Below are 18,261 nucleotides of genomic sequence, written 5' to 3'. Positions count from 1 at the left end.
GTAATGGCGATAGCCTCCAGTGCCTACAAGAAAGCCCTCGAGGGCAGCCAGCAGCGTAAAGAAGTGCTGGTCAAAATAGACAGGGTAAGCAAGCAGTTCGACGAAACGCTGGCGGTCGACAACGTGTCTCTCAACATCCACAAGGGCGAGATCTTCGCCCTGCTGGGTGGGTCCGGCTCCGGCAAGTCCACCTTGCTGCGGATGCTGGCCGGGTTCGAGCGACCCACGGAAGGACGGCTGTTCCTCGACGGCGTCGACATTACCGACATGCCGCCCTATGAACGCCCCATCAACATGATGTTCCAGTCCTATGCCCTGTTCCCCCACATGACGGTGGCCCAGAACATCGCCTTCGGCCTCAAGCAGGATGGCCTGCCCAAGGCGGAGATCGATGCCCGGGTGGAAGAGATGCTCAAGCTGGTGCAGATGACCCAGTACGCCCGCCGCAAGCCGCACCAGCTCTCCGGTGGTCAGCGTCAGCGGGTGGCCCTGGCTCGTTCCCTGGCCAAGCGTCCCAAGCTGCTGCTGCTGGATGAGCCCATGGGGGCGCTGGACAAGAAGCTGCGCTCCACCATGCAGCTCGAGCTGGTCGAGATCATCGAGCGGGTGGGCGTGACCTGCGTCATGGTGACCCACGATCAGGAAGAAGCCATGACCATGGCCGAGCGGATCGCCATCATGCACCTCGGTTGCATCGAGCAGATCGGCAGCCCGATGGACATCTACGAGACCCCGGCCAGTCGGCTGGTGTGCGAGTTCATCGGCAACGTCAACCTGTTTGACGGCCTGCTGGTGGAGGATGAACAGGACCACGCCATCATCGCCTGTGCGGATCTGGAGCAGCCCATCTATGTGGGTCACGGCATCAGCTCACGGGCGGAGAACAAGAAGGTCACCTATGCCCTGCGTCCGGAAAAACTGCTGATGAGCCTGCAAAAGCCGGAAGAGATCGAGCATCCGGACTTCAACTGGACCAAGGGCGAGGTTTATGACATCGCCTATCTGGGCGGCCATTCCGTGTATCACATCCAGTTGCCCTCGGGCAAAATCGTTCAGGCTTTCATCGCCAATGCCGAACGCCACGGCAAACGGCCGACCTGGGATGACCAGGTGTTCCTCTACTGGGAAGATGACAGCGGCGTGGTGCTGCAATCATGAAGGCATTGAGACGACTCAAACAGGTGGGAGGGCGGCAGCTGGTCATCGGCATCCCCTTCTTCTGGCTGTTCCTCTTCTTCCTGCTGCCCTTCATCATCGTCGTGAAGATCAGCTTCGCCGAAGCGGACGTGGCCATCCCGCCCTACACGGACGTGGTGAGCTGGGCAGACAATCAGCTCACCATACTGCTCAACCTGGGCAACTACCTGCTGCTGCAGGAGGATGAGCTCTACATCGCGGCTTATCTGGGGTCCCTCAAGATAGCCCTGGTCAGCACCCTGCTCTGCCTGTTGATCGGTTATCCCATGGCTTACGCCATTTCGCGGGCCAACAAGGAGACTCAGACCGTTCTGCTGCTGCTCATCATGATGCCGACCTGGACGGCGATCCTGATCCGGGTCTACGCCTGGATGGGGATCCTCAGCAACAACGGCCTGCTCAACAGCGTCCTGCTGGGCATCGGGGTGATCGACGAACCGCTGCAGATCCTCAATACCAACCTGGCGGTCTATATCGGCATCGTTTACTCCTACCTGCCGTTCATGGTGCTGCCGCTCTACGCCAACCTGGTCAAGCACGACCAGAGCCTGCTGGAGGCGGCCTCCGATCTGGGTGCCCGCAACCTGACCCGGTTCTGGCAGATCACGGTGCCACTCTCCAAGAACGGCATCATCGCCGGTTGCATGCTGGTGTTCATCCCGGTGGTGGGCGAGTTCGTCATCCCCGAGATGCTGGGTGGCCCGGAGACCCTGATGATCGGCAAGGTGTTGTGGCAGGAGTTCTTCAACAACCGTGACTGGCCGGTAGCCTCCGCCTTGGCGGTGGTGATGCTGGCGGTGCTGATCATTCCCATCATCCTGTTCAACCGCAACCAGGCCAAAGAGCTGGAGGGCAAGGCATGAGACGTTTCGGTTTTGCCAAGCTGATGCTGTGGCTGGGTCTGCTGTTCATCTACCTGCCCATGATCATCATGGTCATCTACTCCTTCAACGCCTCCAAGCTGGTGACGGTGTGGGGGGGGTGGTCGCTCAAGTGGTACTTCGGCCTGCTCGACAACAAACAGTTGATCGGGTCCGTGTTCCGCTCCCTGGAGATCGCCTTCTACACCGCCATCGCGGCGGTGGCGCTGGGGACGGTGGCGGCCTTCGTGCTGACCCGGATCCCTCACTTCCGTGGCCGGACCCTGTTCGGCGGCATGGTGACGGCGCCGCTGGTGATGCCCGAGGTGATCACCGGTCTCTCCCTGCTGCTGCTGTTCGTGGCCATGGCCCAGCTGGTGGGTTGGCCCGCGGAGCGGGGCATGCTGACCATCTGGATAGCACATACCACCTTCTGTACCGCCTATGTGGCGATCGTGGTGTCGGCGCGGCTGCGGGAGCTGGATCTCTCCATCGAGGAGGCGGCCATGGACCTGGGTGCCAAGCCCTGGAAGGTGTTCTTCCTGATCACCATCCCGATGATCGCCCCGTCGCTGGCGGCGGGTGGCATGATGTCGTTTGCCCTGTCGCTGGATGATCTGGTGCTGGCGAGCTTCGTCTCCGGCCCGGGTTCGACCACCTTGCCGATGGAAGTGTTCTCGGCGGTGCGCCTCGGCGTGAAGCCCGAGATCAACGCCATCGCGAGTCTGATCCTGCTGTCGGTATCCCTGTTCACCTTCGGTAGCTGGTATCTGATGGCACGGGCGGAGAAACGCCGCCGCGCCGAGATCGCCATGACCACCCAGATGCAGGCAGTTGCCTGACCTGCCCCGTGATAAGATCCGCATTCCCCCATCCGTTAGGAGAATGGAATGCGGATCTCCCTCTTCATAGGCCAGAGCGCCGAACTGAACCCAGAGCAGGCCCCCGGCCTCATCAGTGCCATCCACAAGCAGCCTGCCGACGCCCCTCTGTGGTGCGATTTCCTCGGCCTTCGCGGAGATGAGCAGAGTGACAGACGCCATCATGGCGGCCCGGATCGAGCCCTGCACCATTACCCTGCGGAGCACTACGCCTGGTGGAAAACCTGGCAAACCGCGCTGGGACTGCCTGTACCACGCACACCCTGGCAGCCTGCCGCCTTTGGCGAGAATCTCTCTGGTTCGGGGCTGACGGAGGCGCAGGCCTGCATCGGCGATGTCTATCGACTTGGAGAGGCGCTGATCCAGATAAGCCAGCCCAGATCCCCCTGTTTCAAGCTCAACCAGCGCTTTGGCTATGGCCAGCTCTCCCAGGTGATGCAGCTGAGTGGCCGCTGTGGCTGGCTGCTGCGGGTGCTGGAAGAGGGAAGGGTGGAGCCGCAGGGGGAGCTGACACTGGTGGACAGACCCTACCCTGAGCTGACGGTGAAGCGCACCGCCGACATCCTGTTCAACCAGGCCCGCAATGAGGACGATCTGCAACTGCTGCTGGAGAGCCCGGCGCTCTCTCCCAACTGGCGCCAGCATGCGGCCCATTGGCTTGAACATGGTGTGGTGGCGGATTGGAGCCGGCGTTTGCTGGGGCCGACCGAGTTCAGGTTGCCTCGACAGGACTGAAGGCAGGCGGAAAGATACCTTGTGGGCGATTTTTGCTGCGACTCGCTGAATTATTGAGCGTAAAGCCATTTTTTTAGAGTGAATGCAAAAAAAGGCTTGTGTCGGGTCGGGGCTTTCGGTAAATTCTCGCCCCGCAGACATCGGTGTGTAGCGCAGCTTGGTAGCGCACTTCGTTCGGGACGAAGGGGTCGGAGGTTCGAATCCTCTCACACCGACCACATTTGAAAAGGCCGCTCAATGAGCGGCCTTTTCGCATTTGGTCTGTTGAAGCAAAGCTGACATTTCCATTGTCGATTGCTGCTCCTGCTCCGATCTCCCTCATTTGCCCAACTAAAAGGGCCACCGCTCGGTGGCCCCACTGGTGGAGTCTGATCCTGACTCCGGCACTCTAGATTGTGACAATCTCGTTATGGGTCTTGTCGATGGTGCCCTCCTTGCGCCCCAGGCGCTCATTCAGATATGCCAGTGTTGATGCCGCAATGCCTTGAAACCGTGTTGGGTTTGCAGGGCCGCATGCTTGGGGTACTCACTAATGAAATGTGCTATTCCCTCCATCAGTTGTGAACGCAGCGAAGACACGGGCTCATGCCAGGCTTGCAGGCAGAGATGACCAGGGATCAGCTGCTCTCGATACGCTTCCAGCAGTGATTCCGGCCAGGGCTCGATATGGGAATCGTGACGCAGTAAATAGTGGGCGGCGGGTTCACGGGCATAGATGAACTGAACTTGGGCCAGGTCGCGTTGGCTTAGCGTTTGGCTGCCGATATGGCAAGTCAGATATTTCCCCGTCTTCAGATTCAGGAAGTGACCGCGTTGCCGACAGGCAATGATGCGATACCAAGGCAGGGGTGAACAGAGAGAATACCCCTCCAGCTCCTGTTCCAACCAGTGACGGCACTCTGGGGTCTGCACTTCTTCGCGCATGGCCTCAAGTCGTGTCAGCAAGGCTCTGGATGGTTGGGTAGCCAGTATCGCGCTCATCGTCTGCAATCCTCCCTCTGCACAGAATCCCGACTTTCAGTATGGACCCTGAGCGGAGGAGGGGGTAAGAATTCTAATGATTAAAATCAGCTTAGAAGCGCACTTTTTATGCAATAAAAACCATTAGCCGACGAGGTAGGTGCCCGTGCCGAAGGCGATGTGGGTGCCCTCTTCGTTGTGCAGCTCCATGCGGGCGACCGCTACCTTGCTGCCTGCCCGGATGATGTGGGCGGTGGCGATGAACTCGTTGCCGCGACCGGGACGAAGATAGTCCACCCGCAGATCGATGGTGCCAAGCCGCGAGAAGCGCTCCTTGAGATAGCTGGGGGAGAAGTCCTCCAGCTCGTCGATGCAGGAGGCTGCGACTATCATGCCGCCCGCCACGTCGAGCAGGCTGGCGGTGACGCCGCCGTGCAGTATGTTGTGGAAAGGGTTGCCGATGAGCTTCTCCTCCATCTTGATGCGCAGCTCCACTTTATCGAAGTCGTAGTGGGTGACTTGCATGCCGATCAGCTTGTTGAAGGGCATCTTTTCGGCGAACAGGTTGGCTATGCCACTGAGCGCCATCTTCTTGAGCATCTGTTTCATTCCTTCAGTCCGCCCTGTCATCAAAGCCGAGTAAAAACTCCAGCCAGTCTGCAACACTTCCTTAACACTCGCAATGGCAGGTTTATTGTGGGCGGCGGCTGCTTTAGAATGGCGACCCCAAAGGAGAGCCCATGACCGTCATTGCCGAAACCCTGCCTGACCCTCAGCCAGAGAATCCCCTTGCCTTGTTGCAGGCGGTGTTTGGCTATCAGCAGTTTCGGCCGGGCCAGCTCGAGATCATCGAGCAGATAGTGGCAGGGCGCGATGCCCTGGTGCTCAAACCCACCGGCGGCGGCAAGTCGCTTTGCTACCAGATCCCGGCGCTGCTGCGACCTGGGCTCGGGGTGGTGGTCTCCCCCCTCATCTCGCTGATGAAGGATCAGGTCGACACCCTGCGTGCCAACGGCGTGGCGGCGGTCTACATCAACTCGGCCCTGAGCCGGGAGGAGATGATCCAGAACTTTGCCGCCATGCGCCGAGGCGAGATCAAGCTGGTTTATGTGTCCCCCGAGCGTTTGCTGCAGCACGAGTTCATGGACCGGTTGGCGGAGCTGCCCCTCGGCCTGTTCGCCATCGACGAGGCGCACTGCGTCTCCCAGTGGGGGCACGATTTTCGGCCGGAATATGCGGCGCTGGGACGGCTCAAGCAGTGGTTCCCCCAGGTGCCCGTGGTGGCGCTCACCGCCACCGCCGACGAGGCGACCCGCAGCGACATGCTGCACCGGCTGGAACTGAACGATCCCTTCATCCACACCGCCAGCTTCGATCGGCCCAATATCCGCTACAGCCTGGTGGAAAAGTTCAAGGCGGCCGAGCAGCTGCTGCGCTACGTGCAGAGCCAGAAGGGCAACTGCGGCATCGTCTACTGCTCCAGCCGCAATCGGGTGGAGGAGGTGGCCGAGCGGCTATCCCGTCACGGCTGCAAGGCGGCACCCTATCATGCCGGTCTGCCGCTGGAGCTGCGTCAGCAGACCCAGGAGGCCTTCCTCAAGGATGACATCGAGATCGTGGTGGCGACGGTGGCGTTCGGCATGGGCATCGACAAGCCCAACGTGCGCTTCGTGGTGCACTACGACATCCCGAAGAACATCGAATCCTACTATCAGGAAACCGGCCGCGCCGGGCGTGACGGCACTCCGGCCGAGGCGCTGCTGCTCTACGATCCCGCCGACATCGGGCGGGTGCGCCGGCTGCTCGACAACATCGAAAACCCCCAGCAGCTGCAGGTGGAGCAGTACAAGCTCAACGTGATGGCGGCCTTCGCCGAGGCGCAGACCTGCCGCCGTCAGGTGCTGCTCAACTACTTCGGCGAGTACAACGACAAGCCGTGCGGCAACTGCGACATCTGCCTCGATCCGCCCAAGAGCTATGACGGCACCGAAGACGCCCAGAAGGCGCTCTCCTGTGTCTGGCGGGTGGGTCAGAATTTCGGGGTGGGTTATGTGGTGGAGGTGCTGCGCGGATCGCTGAACCAGCGCATCAAGGATCACGGTCACGACAAGCTCTCGACCTACGGCATCGGCAAGGATCAGAGCCACGAATACTGGATGAGCGTCATCCGCCAGCTGATCCACAAGGGGTTGCTGACCCAGAACATCACCCGCAATCTGGTGTTGCAGCTGACCGAAGCGGCCCGCCCCGTGCTGCGCGGCGAGATGAAGCTGGAACTGGCGGTACCCCGCCTGCAGCCCATCTCCAGCCGCAAGGAGAAGCGCAACGGCCTGCTCGACAACGCCAACTACGACAAGCGGCTGTTCAAGGAGCTGCGCGCCCTGCGCAAGCAGATCGCCGAGGATGAAGAGGTGCCGCCCTATGTGGTGTTCAACGACGCCACCCTGGTGGAGATGGCACAGCTCATGCCGATGACCGAGGAGGAAATGCTGGCGGTCAACGGTGTCGGTCACCGCAAGCTGGAGCGCTTCGGTGAGGCCTTTATGGACCTGATCATCGACTATTGCCGTCGGTAGGCTGGCACAACAAACAGTGGAAAGGCGCCCGTTGGTCGGCGCCATGCATTATTTGAGGCTGGCGTAATAGGCCGCCAGATTCTCCATGTCCGCCTCGGTCAGCATCGCCATGAAGGGAACCATCAGCGGCTCGGTACGGGACCCCCCCTTGAACGCCTTCATCTGCTTGAGCAGATAGGCCTGGTTCTGGCCCGCGAGGTGGGGGTAGATCGGGACGCTCGCCTTGCCATCCGCGCCATGACAGGCGGCACAGAGCACGGATTTGGCCTTGCCTGCGTCTATGTCGGCCGCCTTGGCCTGATGGCCCCAGGCAAGCGCCAGCAGGGGCAGGGTATAGACCCACTTTGGCATCGTCTTCTCCTTGAAATGAATAATCGTGATCGCCTGTTAGCCTCGACGAGCCGACGGCGGTATAAAGAGTGACACGAGCATACGCAGGGACAACCCTCATCACCATGAAGTTGATCAACACTTTTGCCACCGAACTCCCCTGGGCTTGCGAGCCCGTTGCCCCGCAGCCGCTGCATGGCCCCAGATTGCTGCATCTGAACCGTGCGCTGCTTGGGGAGCTGGGGCTCGGGAAGGTGAGCGAGGCGCAGTGGCTCGCCTGTTGCGGCCAGGGGCAGCCCCTGCCGGGCATGCAGCCGGTGGCCCAGGTCTATGCGGGCCACCAGTTCGGTGGCTACAGCCCGCGCCTCGGGGATGGCCGCGCCCTGCTGCTGGGGGAGCAGCTGGCGCCGGATGGCAGCCGCTGGGACCTGCACCTGAAAGGGGCGGGCAAGACGCCATTCTCCCGCTTCGGCGACGGCCGGGCCGTGCTGCGATCCAGTATTCGCGAGTACCTGGCTTCCGAGGCGCTGCATGCCCTTGGCATTCCCACCACCCGGGCTCTGGTGCTGCTGGGCAGTGACGAGCCTGTCTACCGGGAGCAGGTGGAGAGCGGGGCGACCGTGCTGCGCACCGCGCCGAGCCATCTGCGCTTCGGTCATTTCGAGTATTTCGCATGGAGCGGGCAGGGGGAGAAGATCCCCGCCCTCATCGACTATGCGCGGCGTTACCACTTCCCCGAGCTGGCCGATGGCGCCGAGCTGTTTGCCGAAGTAGTGCGCCGCACCGCGCGGCTCATCGCCAAGTGGCAGGCGGCGGGGTTCTGTCACGGGGTGATGAACACCGACAACATGTCCCTGCTCGGGCTGACCCTGGATTACGGCCCCTACGGTTTTATCGACGCCTATGTGCCGGACTTCGTCTGCAACCACTCGGATCCGGACGGTCGCTATGCGCTGGATCAGCAGCCTGCGGTCGGATACTGGAACCTGCAGAAGCTGGCCCAAGCGCTAGCCGGCCATGTGGATGGCGACGCGCTCGCGTCGGCCCTGGCCCAGTACGAGCACCAGCTGATGTTGCACTACTCCGAGCTGATGCGCGCCAAGCTGGGGCTGGCGGTGTGGGAAGAGGAGGATCCGGCGCTGTTCCGCGAGTTGTTCCGGCTGCTGGCGGCGCACAAGGTGGATTACCACCTCTTCCTGCGACGTCTCGGTGAGGTGACGCGAGAGGGAGCGTGGCCCGCCAGCCTGCTGGCCCTGTTGCCCGATCCTGCCGTCTGGCAGGGGTGGCTTGAGGCCTATCGGGCACGCCTCGCCCGGGAAGGGAGCGTGGATGGTGTGCGCAAGGGGCAGATGGACGCGGTCAATCCCAAGTATGTGCTGCGCAACGCCCTGGCCCAGCAGGTGATAGAGGCGGCTGAACGGGGCGACATGGCGCCGTTCGAGCGGCTGTTTGCGGCCCTGCAGCACCCCTATGATGACCAACCCGAATACGAGGATCTCGCCACCCCGCATCCGGGCTGGTATTGCGGGGGCGAGCTCTCGTGCAGCAGTTGAGGAGCCGCAGATGAACTGGCGTATCACGCAGACAGACAGGGAAGCCGGGGTGGTGATGCTGACCTGCCCGGGCCTTGACTGGGACAGCTTCCCGACTCTGGCAGAGGCCCTGTTGCAGGAGTGGGAGCTGGCGGCACTCGAGCGGGAGTGGGGGGCGGATCGCCACAGCTGGCTGCTGGAGTTTGAAGGCAGCCGCTTTCGGCTCGAGTACGAACATTACAGCGGCTGCTGGCTGGCGGCGGAGCAGCCGGACGACGCGGAGGCGCTGCTCTGGCTGGCTCGGCAGTCCTGGGAGTGAGCTTGGCGTGCGATGCGAGTCAATCCCTTGAGATAACCGCATAAAGATTGAACTATCAATTTGGGGGCGTATAATCTCGCCCCTTGATTATCGCCATGGTGGTGATATGGGTTCCCTAACCCCATTAACCAAAAAGGTCACAATATGAACCTGACTCCGGCTCAGTACCAGACGGCACTGATGCGTCTCTCGTTGTTCCACATCCTGATCATTGCCAGCAGCAACTACCTGGTGCAGCTGCCGATCACCATCTTTGGCTTCCACACCACCTGGGGTGCATTCAGCTTCCCGTTCATTTTCCTGGCCACCGATCTGACGGTGCGGATCTTCGGCGCAGGCCTGGCGCGCAAGATCATCCAGACCGTGATGCTGCCGGCATTGACCGTGTCCTACGTGCTCTCGGTGCTCTTCTTCGAAGGGAGCTTCCAGGGGGTGGGCAATCTGGCAGAGTTCAATCTCTTTGTTGCCCGGATCGCGTTAGCCAGCTTTATGGCCTATCTGGTGGGCCAGTTCATGGACGTGGTGGTGTTCAACCGCCTGCGCCTGCTGAAAGCCTGGTGGGTGGCTCCGGCGGCCTCCACCCTGTTCGGCAATCTGGTGGATACCATCGCCTTCTTCAGCATCGCCTTCTGGCGCAGCACAGATCCCTTTATGGCCGAGCACTGGGTCGAGATCGCGACCGTAGATTACGTATTCAAGCTGCTGATAAGTCTGGGGTTGTTTGTGCCGCTTTACGGTGTGCTGCTGCGCTATCTCAGCCGCAAGCTGGTGGGGGAGGCGGGCCTCGCCGGTCTGCAAACGGCCACACGGCAAGCCTGACGACAATGACCACCCGAGCGGTGGTCATTTTTTTGCACTTTTTACAAATAAGGCTTGCACAGTTAAATGAGAATGATTATTGTTACCTTGTTTTCCGGGAAAGACTTCATTCGTTCCAACGTGATGGACTTCTTGTGAAGGCACGACATTGCTCACATTGCTTCCAGTTAAGGGGCCAGTTGTTTACTGGCCCTCTTTTTTTGTCTTTTTTCAGCAGCTTGTAGCCAAATGACGGCCATAAAAAATGGGAGCCAGGGCTCCCATTTTCACTCAGCGCTGTTTACTCGATGTCGAGGGCATCGGGGGAGAGGATCACCCCTGTGGTATCGGCATAGAGGTGGTCATCCGGCAGGAAAGTGACGCCGCCGAAGTTGACCGGCAGATCGGTTTCCCCGATATCCTTGCTGTCGGCGCCCACCGGAATGGCCGCCAGGGCCTGAATGCCGATGTCGAGATCTTCCAGGATATCGACCTCACGGACGCAACCGTAGCAGACGATCCCTTCCCACTCATTTTCCGCCGCCGTGGTGGCGATCTCGCTGTCGATCAGGGCACGCCGCATGGAGCCACCGCCGTCGATCAACAGCACGCGACCAACGCCGTTCTCCTTGACCAGTTCACGGATCAGGCCGTTTGATTCGAAGCACTTGACCGTGGTGATGACGCCGCCGAAAGAGGCGCGGCCGCCGAAGGAGCAGAGCATGGGTTCGAGTACATCCACCATGTCCTGATAGATGTCGCACAGTTCTGAAGTGTTGTATTCCATTGTGTCAGATCCACCGCTGGAAACAGGTGGATCCAGTATAAGGAGTGGGGTTGGCATTTCAACGACTATTCCTTGCCTAGTGGCGGGAAATGCCGGTTTTGCGCGAAAGCGGCCCCGCGCCATGGCAGGCGCCGCAGACGGTCAGCCTCGGGCCCTAGAGCAGGAACAGGGTCGCCAGCCCCAGGAAGATGAAGAAGCCGCCGGTGTCGGTGATGGCGGTGATCATCACGCTGGCCCCCACCGCCGGGTCGCGCCCCAGCCGGCTCATGGTCATGGGGATGATGACCCCCATCAGGGCCGCCACCAGCAGGTTGAGGATCATGGCGAGCGTCATCACGCCCCCCAGCGCCGCATCCTGATAGAGCAGGAAGGTGGCGATGCCCATGATGCCCCCCCACACCAGGCCGTTGATCAGGGCCACCCCCAGCTCGCGCCACAGCAGGAAGGAGACGTTGCCTGTCTGGATGTGCTGCAGCGCCAACGCCCGCACTATCATGGTGATGGTCTGGTTGCCGGTGTTGCCGCCGATCCCGGCGACGATAGGCATCAGGGCCGCCAGCGCCACCAGCTGGGAGATGGTGTGCTCGAACAGGCCGATCACCCGCGATGCCACGAAGGCGGTGCAGAGATTGATGGCGAGCCAGGCCCAGCGGGTCTTGACCGCCTTGGAGACGGGGGCGAACACGTCTTCTTCCTCGCTTATCCCCCCCATGCGGCGCAGGTCGGTGTCGCTCTCCTCATAGACCAGGTCCACCACCTCGGCGACGGTGAGCCGTCCCATCAGCTTGCCCCTGGCATCCACCACGGCGGCGGAGACCAGGTCGTCCCGCTCGAAGGTGCGGGCGGCGGCCTCGTCGTTGTCTTCCGGATCGAAGGTGACCGGATCCTTCTCCATCGCGTCGCTCACCAGGGTTTCGGGCTTGTGCAGCAGCACGGCGGTGAGGGGTAGCTCCCCCTGCAGCCGGTTGCGCCGATCGGTGACGAACAGCTTGTCGGTGTTCTCGGGGATCTGGCCGCGTAGGCGCAGATAGCGCTGGACGGTGGCCAGGGTCACGTCGGGCCGCACCGTGATGAGCTCGAAGTCCATCATGGCGCCGACCGTGTGCTTGCCGTAGCGGATCACCTCCCGCACCTTGTCCCTGTCCATCGGCGCCATGGAGGTGAGCAGCCGTCCCATCAGGTTGCGGGGCAGGTACTGACCCAGGTAGATCTGGTCGTCGATGTCGAGGGTGCTCAGGGCGTGCAGGAGTTCTTTGTCGCTCATGCCGCTGATGAGGCTGTCCCACACCGTCTCCGACGCCTCCACCAGGATCTGGCCGTGCTTGTCTGCATCCACCTGCTGCCACAGCACATGGCGCTCGTCCGGCGGCAGGGATTCCAGCGCATCGGCGATATCGGCGGCGGGCAGGCTGTTGACCAGCCGGGTCAGCTCGCTGGTCTGGTCCCGAAGCTCTGCGTCCTGCTCCCCTTGCGGGTCGAGCAGGCTCTCGGTGAGGGCGTCATCGGCCAGCAGCAGCGTGAGGATGCGGGCTCTGTCGTGTTCACGCTGTTTGGCGCTGTTCTTGGGGGGGAGGGACATGAAGCAGAATTCCTGAATTCGGTGGTCCGGCTGACACACCCCATAGGATACCAGACTCAAAACAAGAGGTTATGACAGTAAATGCAGAAAAAGAAACGCCACCCGAGGGTGGCGTTGGAATGGATGCAGCGATCAGGCCGAGGCCAGGGCCACGTCTGTGGCGCCTCCTTGCCCGAACCAGGCAAGCTGGTCGGCCAGGGTCACCACCGAGCCCACCATGATCAGCGCCGGACTCTCGACCCCTACCGCCAGCTCGGGCAGCTCATCAAGGGTGCCGCGAATGACCCGCTGGCAGGGCTGGGTGCCGCGCTCGATCAGCGCCACCGGGGTGTCGCCTGCCTTGCCGTGGGCCAGCAGCTGTTCACGGATGGTGGTGCAGGATGAGAGCCCCATGTAGAAGACCAGCGTTTGCCGATCTTTGGCCAGCAGCGGCCAGTCGAGATCCCGGGCACCCCCCTTGCCGTGGGCGGTGACGAAGCGCACGCTCTGGGCGTGGTCGCGGTGGGTCAGCGGAATGCCGGCGTAGGCGGCGCAGCCGCTGGCCGCCGTGATCCCCGGCACCACCTGAAAGCCGATGCCAGTGCCGACCAGTGTCTCCAGCTCCTCGCCGCCACGGCCGAAGATAAAGGGGTCGCCCCCCTTCAGCCGCACCACCCGCTGTCCCTTCTTCGCCTCCTCCAGCAACAGCTGGTTGATCCCCTCCTGCGGCACGCAGTGGTTGCCCGCCTGCTTGCCGACGAAGATGCGTTTGGCGTCGCGGCGCACCAGCTCCATCACCTCGTCGGAGACCAGCCGGTCATAGACCACCACGTCCGCCTGCTGCATCTGGCGCAGGGCGTGCAGGGTGAGCAGACCCGGATCGCCAGGGCCGGCACCGACCAGCACCACCTCGCCAGCGCTCTGGCTTTCGTCGGCAAACAGATTGTCGGCCAGCTGGTGGGCAGAGGCGCTATCCCCCCGAGCCAGCGCCTGACCGAGCCGATCCGCCCCGAGCAGCCGTTCCCAGAAGCGGCGCCGCTCGCCCATGCTGGCGAAGCGCGTCTTGACCCGCTCCCGCAGGCTGCCGGCGAAGGCCGCGACGGCACCCAGATGCTGGGGCAGCAGGGCTTCGAGTTTCTCCCGCAGCAGTCGGGCCAGCACCGGGGCCTTGCCGCCGGAGGAGATGGCCACCATCAGCGGCGAGCGGTCGATGATCGACGGCATGATGAAGCTGGAGCGTTTCGGGTCATCCACCACGTTGGCAAAGATCCGCGCCTGATTGGCGCTCTGGTAGACCAGCGCATTCACCTCGCGCCGATCTGTAGCGGCTACCACCAGCCACTTGCCCGCCAGTTGCTGCGGCGCAAATTCACCGGCCAGCCACTCGATGGTCCCGTTGGCAGCCAGTTCCGCCAGCTCGGGGTCGAGATCGGGCGCGACCACGGTGAGCTGGGCTCCGGCATCCAGCAGCAGGCGCGCCTTGCGCTCTGCTACCTCGCCGCCGCCGACCAGCAGCACGGGTTTGTTGTCGAGTCGGCAAAAGATGGGCAAGTAGTCCATGGGGCCTCCTGATCAGGCGGTTTGGGTCTGGCTGGCAGTGGTGGTGGTCTCGCTCAGCGCGACCGGGCGCTCGGCCTTGGGGGTGGCATACCAGTAGCCGAGGCCCATGAAGAGGGCGCCGGAGACGGTGTTGCCCAGGGTTACCCACAGCAGGTTGTGGCCGATGCCGCCCAGGGTGTAGGCCTCGGAGTGGGCACCGAACCAGGAGAGGGCAAACAGGGTCATGTTGGCGACCGAGTGCTCGTAGCCGGAGGCGATGAAGGCGAGCAGGCACCACCAGATGGCGATGAACTTGGCGGCACCCTCGGTGCGCAGCGCCATCCAGATGGCGAGGCAGACCAGCCAGTTGCAGAGGATCCCCTTCATAAACAGGGTCAGCGCCGGGGCCTGGGTTTTGGCCAGAGCCACCTTGTGCGCCAGACTGCCCGCATCCGGCAGCAGGCTGCCGCCGTAGGAGTAGATGAGCGCCACCACGATGGAGCCAATCAGGTTGCCCACCCAGGTCTGCGGCAGGATGCGCAGCAGGTCGGCCATGGTGATCTTGCCCGTCTTCACCCCGAAGGTGAGGAACATGGTGTGGCCGGTGAACAGCTCGGAGCCGGCGATGATCACCAGCGTCAGGGCGATGCCGAAGGTGGCCCCCATCACCAGCGGCCGGATGGCGGGATCCACCAGATTGCCGAGGGTGAAGATGAGGATGATGCCGAGGCCCACATAGGCCCCCGCCATGGCGGAGCTGAGCCAGAAGCCGAGCTTGTCGCTGCGCTCGAAGCGGTTGATGCGGGCCGCGTTGGTGGCGCACTTGTTGATGGTTTCGGTATACATCTTTGTTTCCTTCAAGAGGGCCGCCCGCGGGCAGCCCTGACTGTTTTTTAACCCCCTCCCTGCCTCCCCCTTGTCAAGGGGGAGGGGCTTTTTGCTCCCTCCCCTGTGAAGGGGAGGGCCGGGGTGGGGTCTGGTGTTAGACGGCGACCCAGACCTGCTGGTCGCGCACTTCAACGGGGTATCCCCGTACCGACATAGATCTGGGGGTTGTCGACATCAGACGGCGACCCAGACCTGCTGGTCGCGTACTTCAACGGGATAGCTCTGCACCGACATGGCGGGGTTGTCGAAACAGTGGCCATCGCTCAGGCGAAAGCGCTGCTTCTTGAGCGGGCTGGCGACCCAGAGATCGCCGTCGTGTTCGCAGATCAGGCCCCGCGACAGCACGTTGGCGGCGAAGAAGGGATCCCGGTTGTCGATGGCGAACACCTCGGCGGCCGCGCTCGGGCGGAACAGGGCAATCTGGCGACCCTCAATGAGTGCGCAGACACCGGTTCCCGGCAGGATGTCGTTGAGTTGGCAGGCAAGTTTCATCATTTGGTTTCCACCTCGATCTGGTAGACGGGGATGCGCTCGGCCGGAGTGGCGGGTCTGTGCTGGTCGCGCTCGGCGACGAACTGGACGTCCGGATCGCGCTTGTCGCTGTTGATGAAGTGGCTGAAACGCTTGAGCGCTTCCTCTTCGTTGAGGGTGCGCGACCATTCGCACTCGTAGCTGTCGATGAGGGTCTGGATATCGCGCTCTAGCGTCTCGGCCAGCCCCAGCTTGTCATCGACGATCACCTCGCGCAGATAGTCGACGCCCCCTTCCAGGTTGCCGAGCCAGACCGAGGTGCGCTGCAGTTTGTCGGCGCTGGTGACGTAAAACATCATAAAGCGGTCGATCAGCTTGATCAGGGTCTCGCGGTCGAGGTCAGACGCCAGCAGATCGGCGTGGCGCGGTTTCATGCCGCCGTTGCCGCCTACATAGAGGTTCCAGCCCGCGTCGGTGGCGATGATGCCGACATCCTTGCCCTGTGCTTCCGCACATTCACGGGTGCAGCCGGAGACGCCGAACTTCATCTTGTGGGGGGTACGAATGCCCTTGTAGCGGTTCTCGAGGAAGACCCCGAGGCCGACGCTGTCCTGCACGCCGAAGCGGCACCAGGTGCTGCCGACGCAGGTCTTGGCCATGCGCAGCGCCTTGGCGTAGGCCTGACCGGTCTCGAAGCCCGCTGCCAGCAGCTTGCGCCAGATGGCGGGCAGATCATCCTTCTGGGCCCCGAACAGGCCGATGCGCTGGGCGCCGGTGATCTTGGTGTAGAGCTTGTAGTCGCGGGCCACTTCGGCCACCGCCAGCAGCCCTTCCGGGGTCACCTCGCCACCGGCCATGCGCGGGATGACGGAGTAGGTCCCGTCCTTTTGCATGTTGCCGAGGAAGATGTCGTTGGTGTCCTGCAGAGGTGTGTTAAGCGGGCTCAACACGTAGTCGTTCCAGCAGGAGGCGAGGATGGAGCCGACCGTCGGTTTGCACACCTCGCAGCCATGGCCCTGGCCATGTTTGGCCAGCAGCTCGTCGAAGCTCTTGATCCCCTCCACCTTGACCAGGTGGAACAGCTCCTGACGGGAGTGGGGGAAGTGGGCGCAGAGGTGGTTGTTGACCTCGATGCCCTGTTTCACCAGTTCGGCGTTGAGCACCTGACTGATGAGCGGCACGCAGCCGCCGCAGCCGGTACCGGCCTTGGTCTGCTGCTTGATGGCTGCCAGGGTGGTGTGGCCCTCGGCCACCGCCTTGGCGATGTCGCCCTTGGAGACGTCGAAGCAGGAGCAGATCTGGGCGCTTTCCGGCAGGGCATCCACCCCCAGGGTCGGCTTGGCACCGGCGTAGGCGGGCAGGATCAGGGTGTCCGGGTGGCTCGGCAGGGGCAGGGCGTTGAGCATCATCTGCAGCAGGTTGCCGTAATCCTCCACGTCACCCACCAGCACGGCGCCGAGCAATCGGCTGTTGTCTTCGCTCACCACTATCTTCTTGTAGACGCCGGCCTGGTCGTCCTGGAACACATAGCTGTGGCTGCCCGGGGTGCGGCCGTGGGCATCGCCGATGGAGCCGACGGAGACGCCGAGCAGCTTGAGCTTGGCGCTCATGTCCGCCCCTTCGAAGCGGCTGTCGCCGCCCTGCAGGTGGTCGACGGTGATCTGGGCCATCTTGTAGCCCGGTGCCACCAGGCCGAAGAAGCGACCCTGCCAGGCGGCGCACTCGCCGATGGCATAGATGTCGGAATCGGAGGTGAGGCAGTGATCGTCGATGACGATGCCGCCGCGCTCGGCGATGGCGAGATCGCCGTAGCGACCGAGGGTGTCTTGCGGGCGGATGCCGGTGGAGAAGACCACCACGTCCACTTCCAGCTGGCTGCCGTCGGCGAAGGCGAGGCGGTGTTTCGCCTGCTCGCCGCCATGCATCAGGATCTCGCTGGTGCTCTTGCTGGTGTGTACCTGCACGCCCATGGATTCAATCTTGCGGCGCAGCAGCTGGCCGCCCTGACCGTCGAGCTGCTCGGCCATCAGTACCGGAGCAAACTCCACCACATGGGTCTCGAGACCCAGCGCCTTGAGGGCGCCGGCCGCCTCTAGGCCAAGCAGGCCGCCCCCGATCACCACCCCGCTCTTGCCGCTCTTGGCCGCGCTGCGGATGGCTTTGAGATCCTCGATGGTGCGATAGACGAAGCACTCGTGGTGCTGGCTGCCCGCAATGGGCGGCACCCAGGGGTAGGAGCCGGTGGCCAGCACCAGCTTGTCGTACCCGACCACAGTGCCCTTGTTGGAGTGCACTTCGCGGTTGGTCCTGTCGATTTTTTTCACCGCTTCGCCGAGCAGCAACCGAATGCCGTGCTTGTCGTAGAAGCCGGGTTTGACGAGGGAGAGATCTTCGCTGGTGTGATGGGAGAAGTAGGAGGAGAGATGGACGCGATCGTAGGCGGGACGGGGTTCTGCACCGAAGACGGTGATCTCGTAGCGGCCCGGATCGGCCCGCTCGATCAGCTCTTCGATGAAGCGGTGCCCCACCATGCCGTTGCCCACAACGACCAGTCTGACTTTGCTCATAGTTGCCTCAAGTTTGGAGTAATAAAACATCATTCTGAGGCTAGGCTACCCAGTCGGCAGGGGCAGACGATTGATGCAAATCAAGTGTCTATTTATATATCTCCTCAGGGGTAATTCGAGAAAATTCAGCACTATACAAAAATAGGTATACCAGTTAATGATTTCTGCGTTAGCTCGGGGTGAGGGATGGTGGAGGGTAAGCCCGGTTTACCAACTGCCGGGGAGTGAAAACTTATGTCGGAAAAAGGCCGGTCTCGCACTGG

17 protein-coding genes and 1 tRNA gene are annotated in these 18,261 nt (G+C 62.4%); 9 read left to right on the top strand and 9 right to left on the bottom strand.

Annotated features, from left to right (window positions below):
- The first annotated feature begins 3 nt into the window (after positions 1–3).
- From potA to C3418_RS00575, 5 genes are all read left to right on the top strand, one after another.
- Complete coding sequence (gene potA, locus C3418_RS00595; RefSeq protein WP_010676056.1) at positions 4–1,158, top strand: polyamine ABC transporter ATP-binding protein; 1,155 nt, start codon at positions 4–6, stop codon at positions 1,156–1,158.
- Positions 1,155–2,060 carry an ABC transporter permease subunit gene (locus C3418_RS00590; protein ID WP_010676055.1) on the top strand — a complete coding sequence of 302 codons (906 nt, stop codon included), beginning with the start codon at positions 1,155–1,157 and terminating at the stop codon, positions 2,058–2,060. The genes potA and C3418_RS00590 overlap by 4 nt, the downstream gene beginning before the upstream one ends.
- Positions 2,057–2,899, top strand: coding sequence for an ABC transporter permease subunit (locus C3418_RS00585; RefSeq protein ID WP_010676054.1), 843 nt, complete (start codon positions 2,057–2,059; stop codon positions 2,897–2,899). The genes C3418_RS00590 and C3418_RS00585 overlap by 4 nt, the downstream gene beginning before the upstream one ends.
- Before the next feature lie 48 nt (positions 2,900–2,947).
- Complete coding sequence (locus C3418_RS00580; protein ID WP_103857782.1) at positions 2,948–3,673, top strand: MOSC domain-containing protein; 726 nt, start codon at positions 2,948–2,950, stop codon at positions 3,671–3,673.
- A gap of 141 nt (positions 3,674–3,814) precedes the next feature.
- A tRNA-Pro gene (locus C3418_RS00575) sits at positions 3,815–3,891 on the top strand.
- 235 nt (positions 3,892–4,126) lie between these two features.
- Here the strand turns inward: C3418_RS00575 and C3418_RS00570 are convergent.
- Positions 4,127–4,654: a hypothetical protein gene (locus C3418_RS00570; protein ID WP_010676052.1), complete on the bottom strand. Its 528-nt coding sequence runs from the start codon at positions 4,652–4,654 to the stop codon at positions 4,127–4,129.
- A 123-nt stretch (positions 4,655–4,777) separates the two neighbouring features.
- Positions 4,778–5,242 (bottom strand): thioesterase family protein, encoded by a 465-nt coding sequence (locus C3418_RS00565; RefSeq protein WP_042878596.1) that lies wholly within the window; start codon positions 5,240–5,242, stop codon positions 4,778–4,780.
- Between the two features lie 131 nt (positions 5,243–5,373).
- On the opposite strand from C3418_RS00565, the gene recQ reads away from it, so the two are divergent.
- Positions 5,374–7,209 carry an ATP-dependent DNA helicase RecQ gene (gene recQ / locus C3418_RS00560; protein ID WP_010676050.1) on the top strand — a complete coding sequence of 612 codons (1,836 nt, stop codon included), beginning with the start codon at positions 5,374–5,376 and terminating at the stop codon, positions 7,207–7,209.
- A gap of 48 nt (positions 7,210–7,257) precedes the next feature.
- Here the strand turns inward: recQ and C3418_RS00555 are convergent, their stop codons facing one another.
- Entirely contained in the window at positions 7,258–7,560 is a 303-nt protein-coding gene (locus tag C3418_RS00555) for a cytochrome c (RefSeq protein ID WP_103857781.1), read from the bottom strand.
- Positions 7,561–7,664: 104 nt separating this feature from the next.
- Here C3418_RS00555 and C3418_RS00550 point away from each other — a divergent pair, with 104 nt between their 5' ends.
- The 3 genes from C3418_RS00550 to C3418_RS00540 all read left to right on the top strand — a co-directional run bounded on the left by C3418_RS00550 (position 7,665) and on the right by C3418_RS00540 (position 10,209).
- The gene (locus C3418_RS00550) at positions 7,665–9,092 is read left to right on the top strand and encodes a YdiU family protein (protein ID WP_103857780.1); all 1,428 of its coding nucleotides are present in this window, start codon (positions 7,665–7,667) and stop codon (positions 9,090–9,092) included.
- A 10-nt stretch (positions 9,093–9,102) separates the two neighbouring features.
- Positions 9,103–9,390: a DUF3630 family protein gene (locus tag C3418_RS00545; RefSeq protein WP_103857779.1), complete on the top strand. Its 288-nt coding sequence runs from the start codon at positions 9,103–9,105 to the stop codon at positions 9,388–9,390.
- 144 nt (positions 9,391–9,534) lie between these two features.
- Positions 9,535–10,209: a 7-cyano-7-deazaguanine/7-aminomethyl-7-deazaguanine transporter gene (locus tag C3418_RS00540; protein WP_103857778.1), complete on the top strand. Its 675-nt coding sequence runs from the start codon at positions 9,535–9,537 to the stop codon at positions 10,207–10,209.
- Between the two features lie 280 nt (positions 10,210–10,489).
- Here the strand turns inward: C3418_RS00540 and rraA are convergent, their stop codons facing one another.
- From rraA to nirB, 6 genes are all read right to left on the bottom strand, one after another.
- On the bottom strand, positions 10,490–10,975 hold the full coding sequence (rraA, locus tag C3418_RS00535; protein WP_010676045.1) for a ribonuclease E activity regulator RraA: 486 nt from the start codon (positions 10,973–10,975) through the stop codon (positions 10,490–10,492).
- A gap of 154 nt (positions 10,976–11,129) precedes the next feature.
- Positions 11,130–12,554, bottom strand: a complete 1,425-nt coding sequence (gene mgtE, locus C3418_RS00530; protein WP_181023047.1) for a magnesium transporter — start codon at positions 12,552–12,554, stop codon at positions 11,130–11,132.
- Between the two features lie 132 nt (positions 12,555–12,686).
- Positions 12,687–14,093: a siroheme synthase CysG gene (cysG, locus tag C3418_RS00525; RefSeq protein WP_103857776.1), complete on the bottom strand. Its 1,407-nt coding sequence runs from the start codon at positions 14,091–14,093 to the stop codon at positions 12,687–12,689.
- A gap of 12 nt (positions 14,094–14,105) precedes the next feature.
- Complete coding sequence (gene nirC, locus C3418_RS00520) at positions 14,106–14,918, bottom strand: nitrite transporter NirC (protein WP_103857775.1); 813 nt, start codon at positions 14,916–14,918, stop codon at positions 14,106–14,108.
- A gap of 216 nt (positions 14,919–15,134) precedes the next feature.
- A complete protein-coding gene (gene nirD / locus C3418_RS00515; RefSeq protein WP_042016469.1) occupies positions 15,135–15,452 on the bottom strand; it encodes a nitrite reductase small subunit NirD in 318 nt (105 codons plus the stop codon).
- Complete coding sequence (nirB, locus tag C3418_RS00510) at positions 15,452–17,998, bottom strand: nitrite reductase large subunit NirB (protein WP_181023046.1); 2,547 nt, start codon at positions 17,996–17,998, stop codon at positions 15,452–15,454. The genes nirD and nirB overlap by 1 nt, the downstream gene beginning before the upstream one ends.
- Positions 17,999–18,261: the final 263 nt, after the last annotated feature.

Origin of the sequence: Aeromonas sp. ASNIH8, from assembly GCF_002919855.1 — a bacterium.
GTDB classification, from domain to species: Bacteria; Pseudomonadota; Gammaproteobacteria; order Enterobacterales; family Aeromonadaceae; genus Aeromonas; species Aeromonas caviae.
This window is presented reverse-complemented; position numbering and strand designations above follow the sequence as displayed.

Excerpts from the sequence above, each read along its gene's own strand:
- recQ (WP_010676050.1), top strand. The coding sequence starts at position 5,374 with ATGACCGTCATTGCCGAAACCCTGCCTGACCCTCAGCCAGAGAATCCC.
- C3418_RS00585 (WP_010676054.1), top strand. The coding sequence starts at position 2,057 with ATGAGACGTTTCGGTTTTGCCAAGCTGATGCTGTGGCTGGGTCTGCTG.
- potA (WP_010676056.1), top strand. The coding sequence starts at position 4 with ATGGCGATAGCCTCCAGTGCCTACAAGAAAGCCCTCGAGGGCAGCCAG.
- C3418_RS00590 (WP_010676055.1), top strand. The coding sequence starts at position 1,155 with ATGAAGGCATTGAGACGACTCAAACAGGTGGGAGGGCGGCAGCTGGTC.
- C3418_RS00570 (WP_010676052.1), bottom strand. The coding sequence starts at position 4,654 with ATGAGCGCGATACTGGCTACCCAACCATCCAGAGCCTTGCTGACACGA.
- C3418_RS00580 (WP_103857782.1), top strand. The coding sequence starts at position 2,948 with ATGCGGATCTCCCTCTTCATAGGCCAGAGCGCCGAACTGAACCCAGAG.
- C3418_RS00555 (WP_103857781.1), bottom strand. The coding sequence starts at position 7,560 with ATGCCAAAGTGGGTCTATACCCTGCCCCTGCTGGCGCTTGCCTGGGGC.
- nirD (WP_042016469.1), bottom strand. The coding sequence starts at position 15,452 with ATGAAACTTGCCTGCCAACTCAACGACATCCTGCCGGGAACCGGTGTC.
- nirB (WP_181023046.1), bottom strand. The coding sequence starts at position 17,998 with ATGAGCAAAGTCAGACTGGTCGTTGTGGGCAACGGCATGGTGGGGCAC.
- C3418_RS00565 (WP_042878596.1), bottom strand. The coding sequence starts at position 5,242 with ATGAAACAGATGCTCAAGAAGATGGCGCTCAGTGGCATAGCCAACCTG.
- cysG (WP_103857776.1), bottom strand. The coding sequence starts at position 14,093 with ATGGACTACTTGCCCATCTTTTGCCGACTCGACAACAAACCCGTGCTG.
- C3418_RS00550 (WP_103857780.1), top strand. The coding sequence starts at position 7,665 with ATGAAGTTGATCAACACTTTTGCCACCGAACTCCCCTGGGCTTGCGAG.
- mgtE (WP_181023047.1), bottom strand. The coding sequence starts at position 12,554 with ATGTCCCTCCCCCCCAAGAACAGCGCCAAACAGCGTGAACACGACAGA.
- C3418_RS00545 (WP_103857779.1), top strand. The coding sequence starts at position 9,103 with ATGAACTGGCGTATCACGCAGACAGACAGGGAAGCCGGGGTGGTGATG.
- C3418_RS00540 (WP_103857778.1), top strand. The coding sequence starts at position 9,535 with ATGAACCTGACTCCGGCTCAGTACCAGACGGCACTGATGCGTCTCTCG.
- rraA (WP_010676045.1), bottom strand. The coding sequence starts at position 10,975 with ATGGAATACAACACTTCAGAACTGTGCGACATCTATCAGGACATGGTG.
- nirC (WP_103857775.1), bottom strand. The coding sequence starts at position 14,918 with ATGTATACCGAAACCATCAACAAGTGCGCCACCAACGCGGCCCGCATC.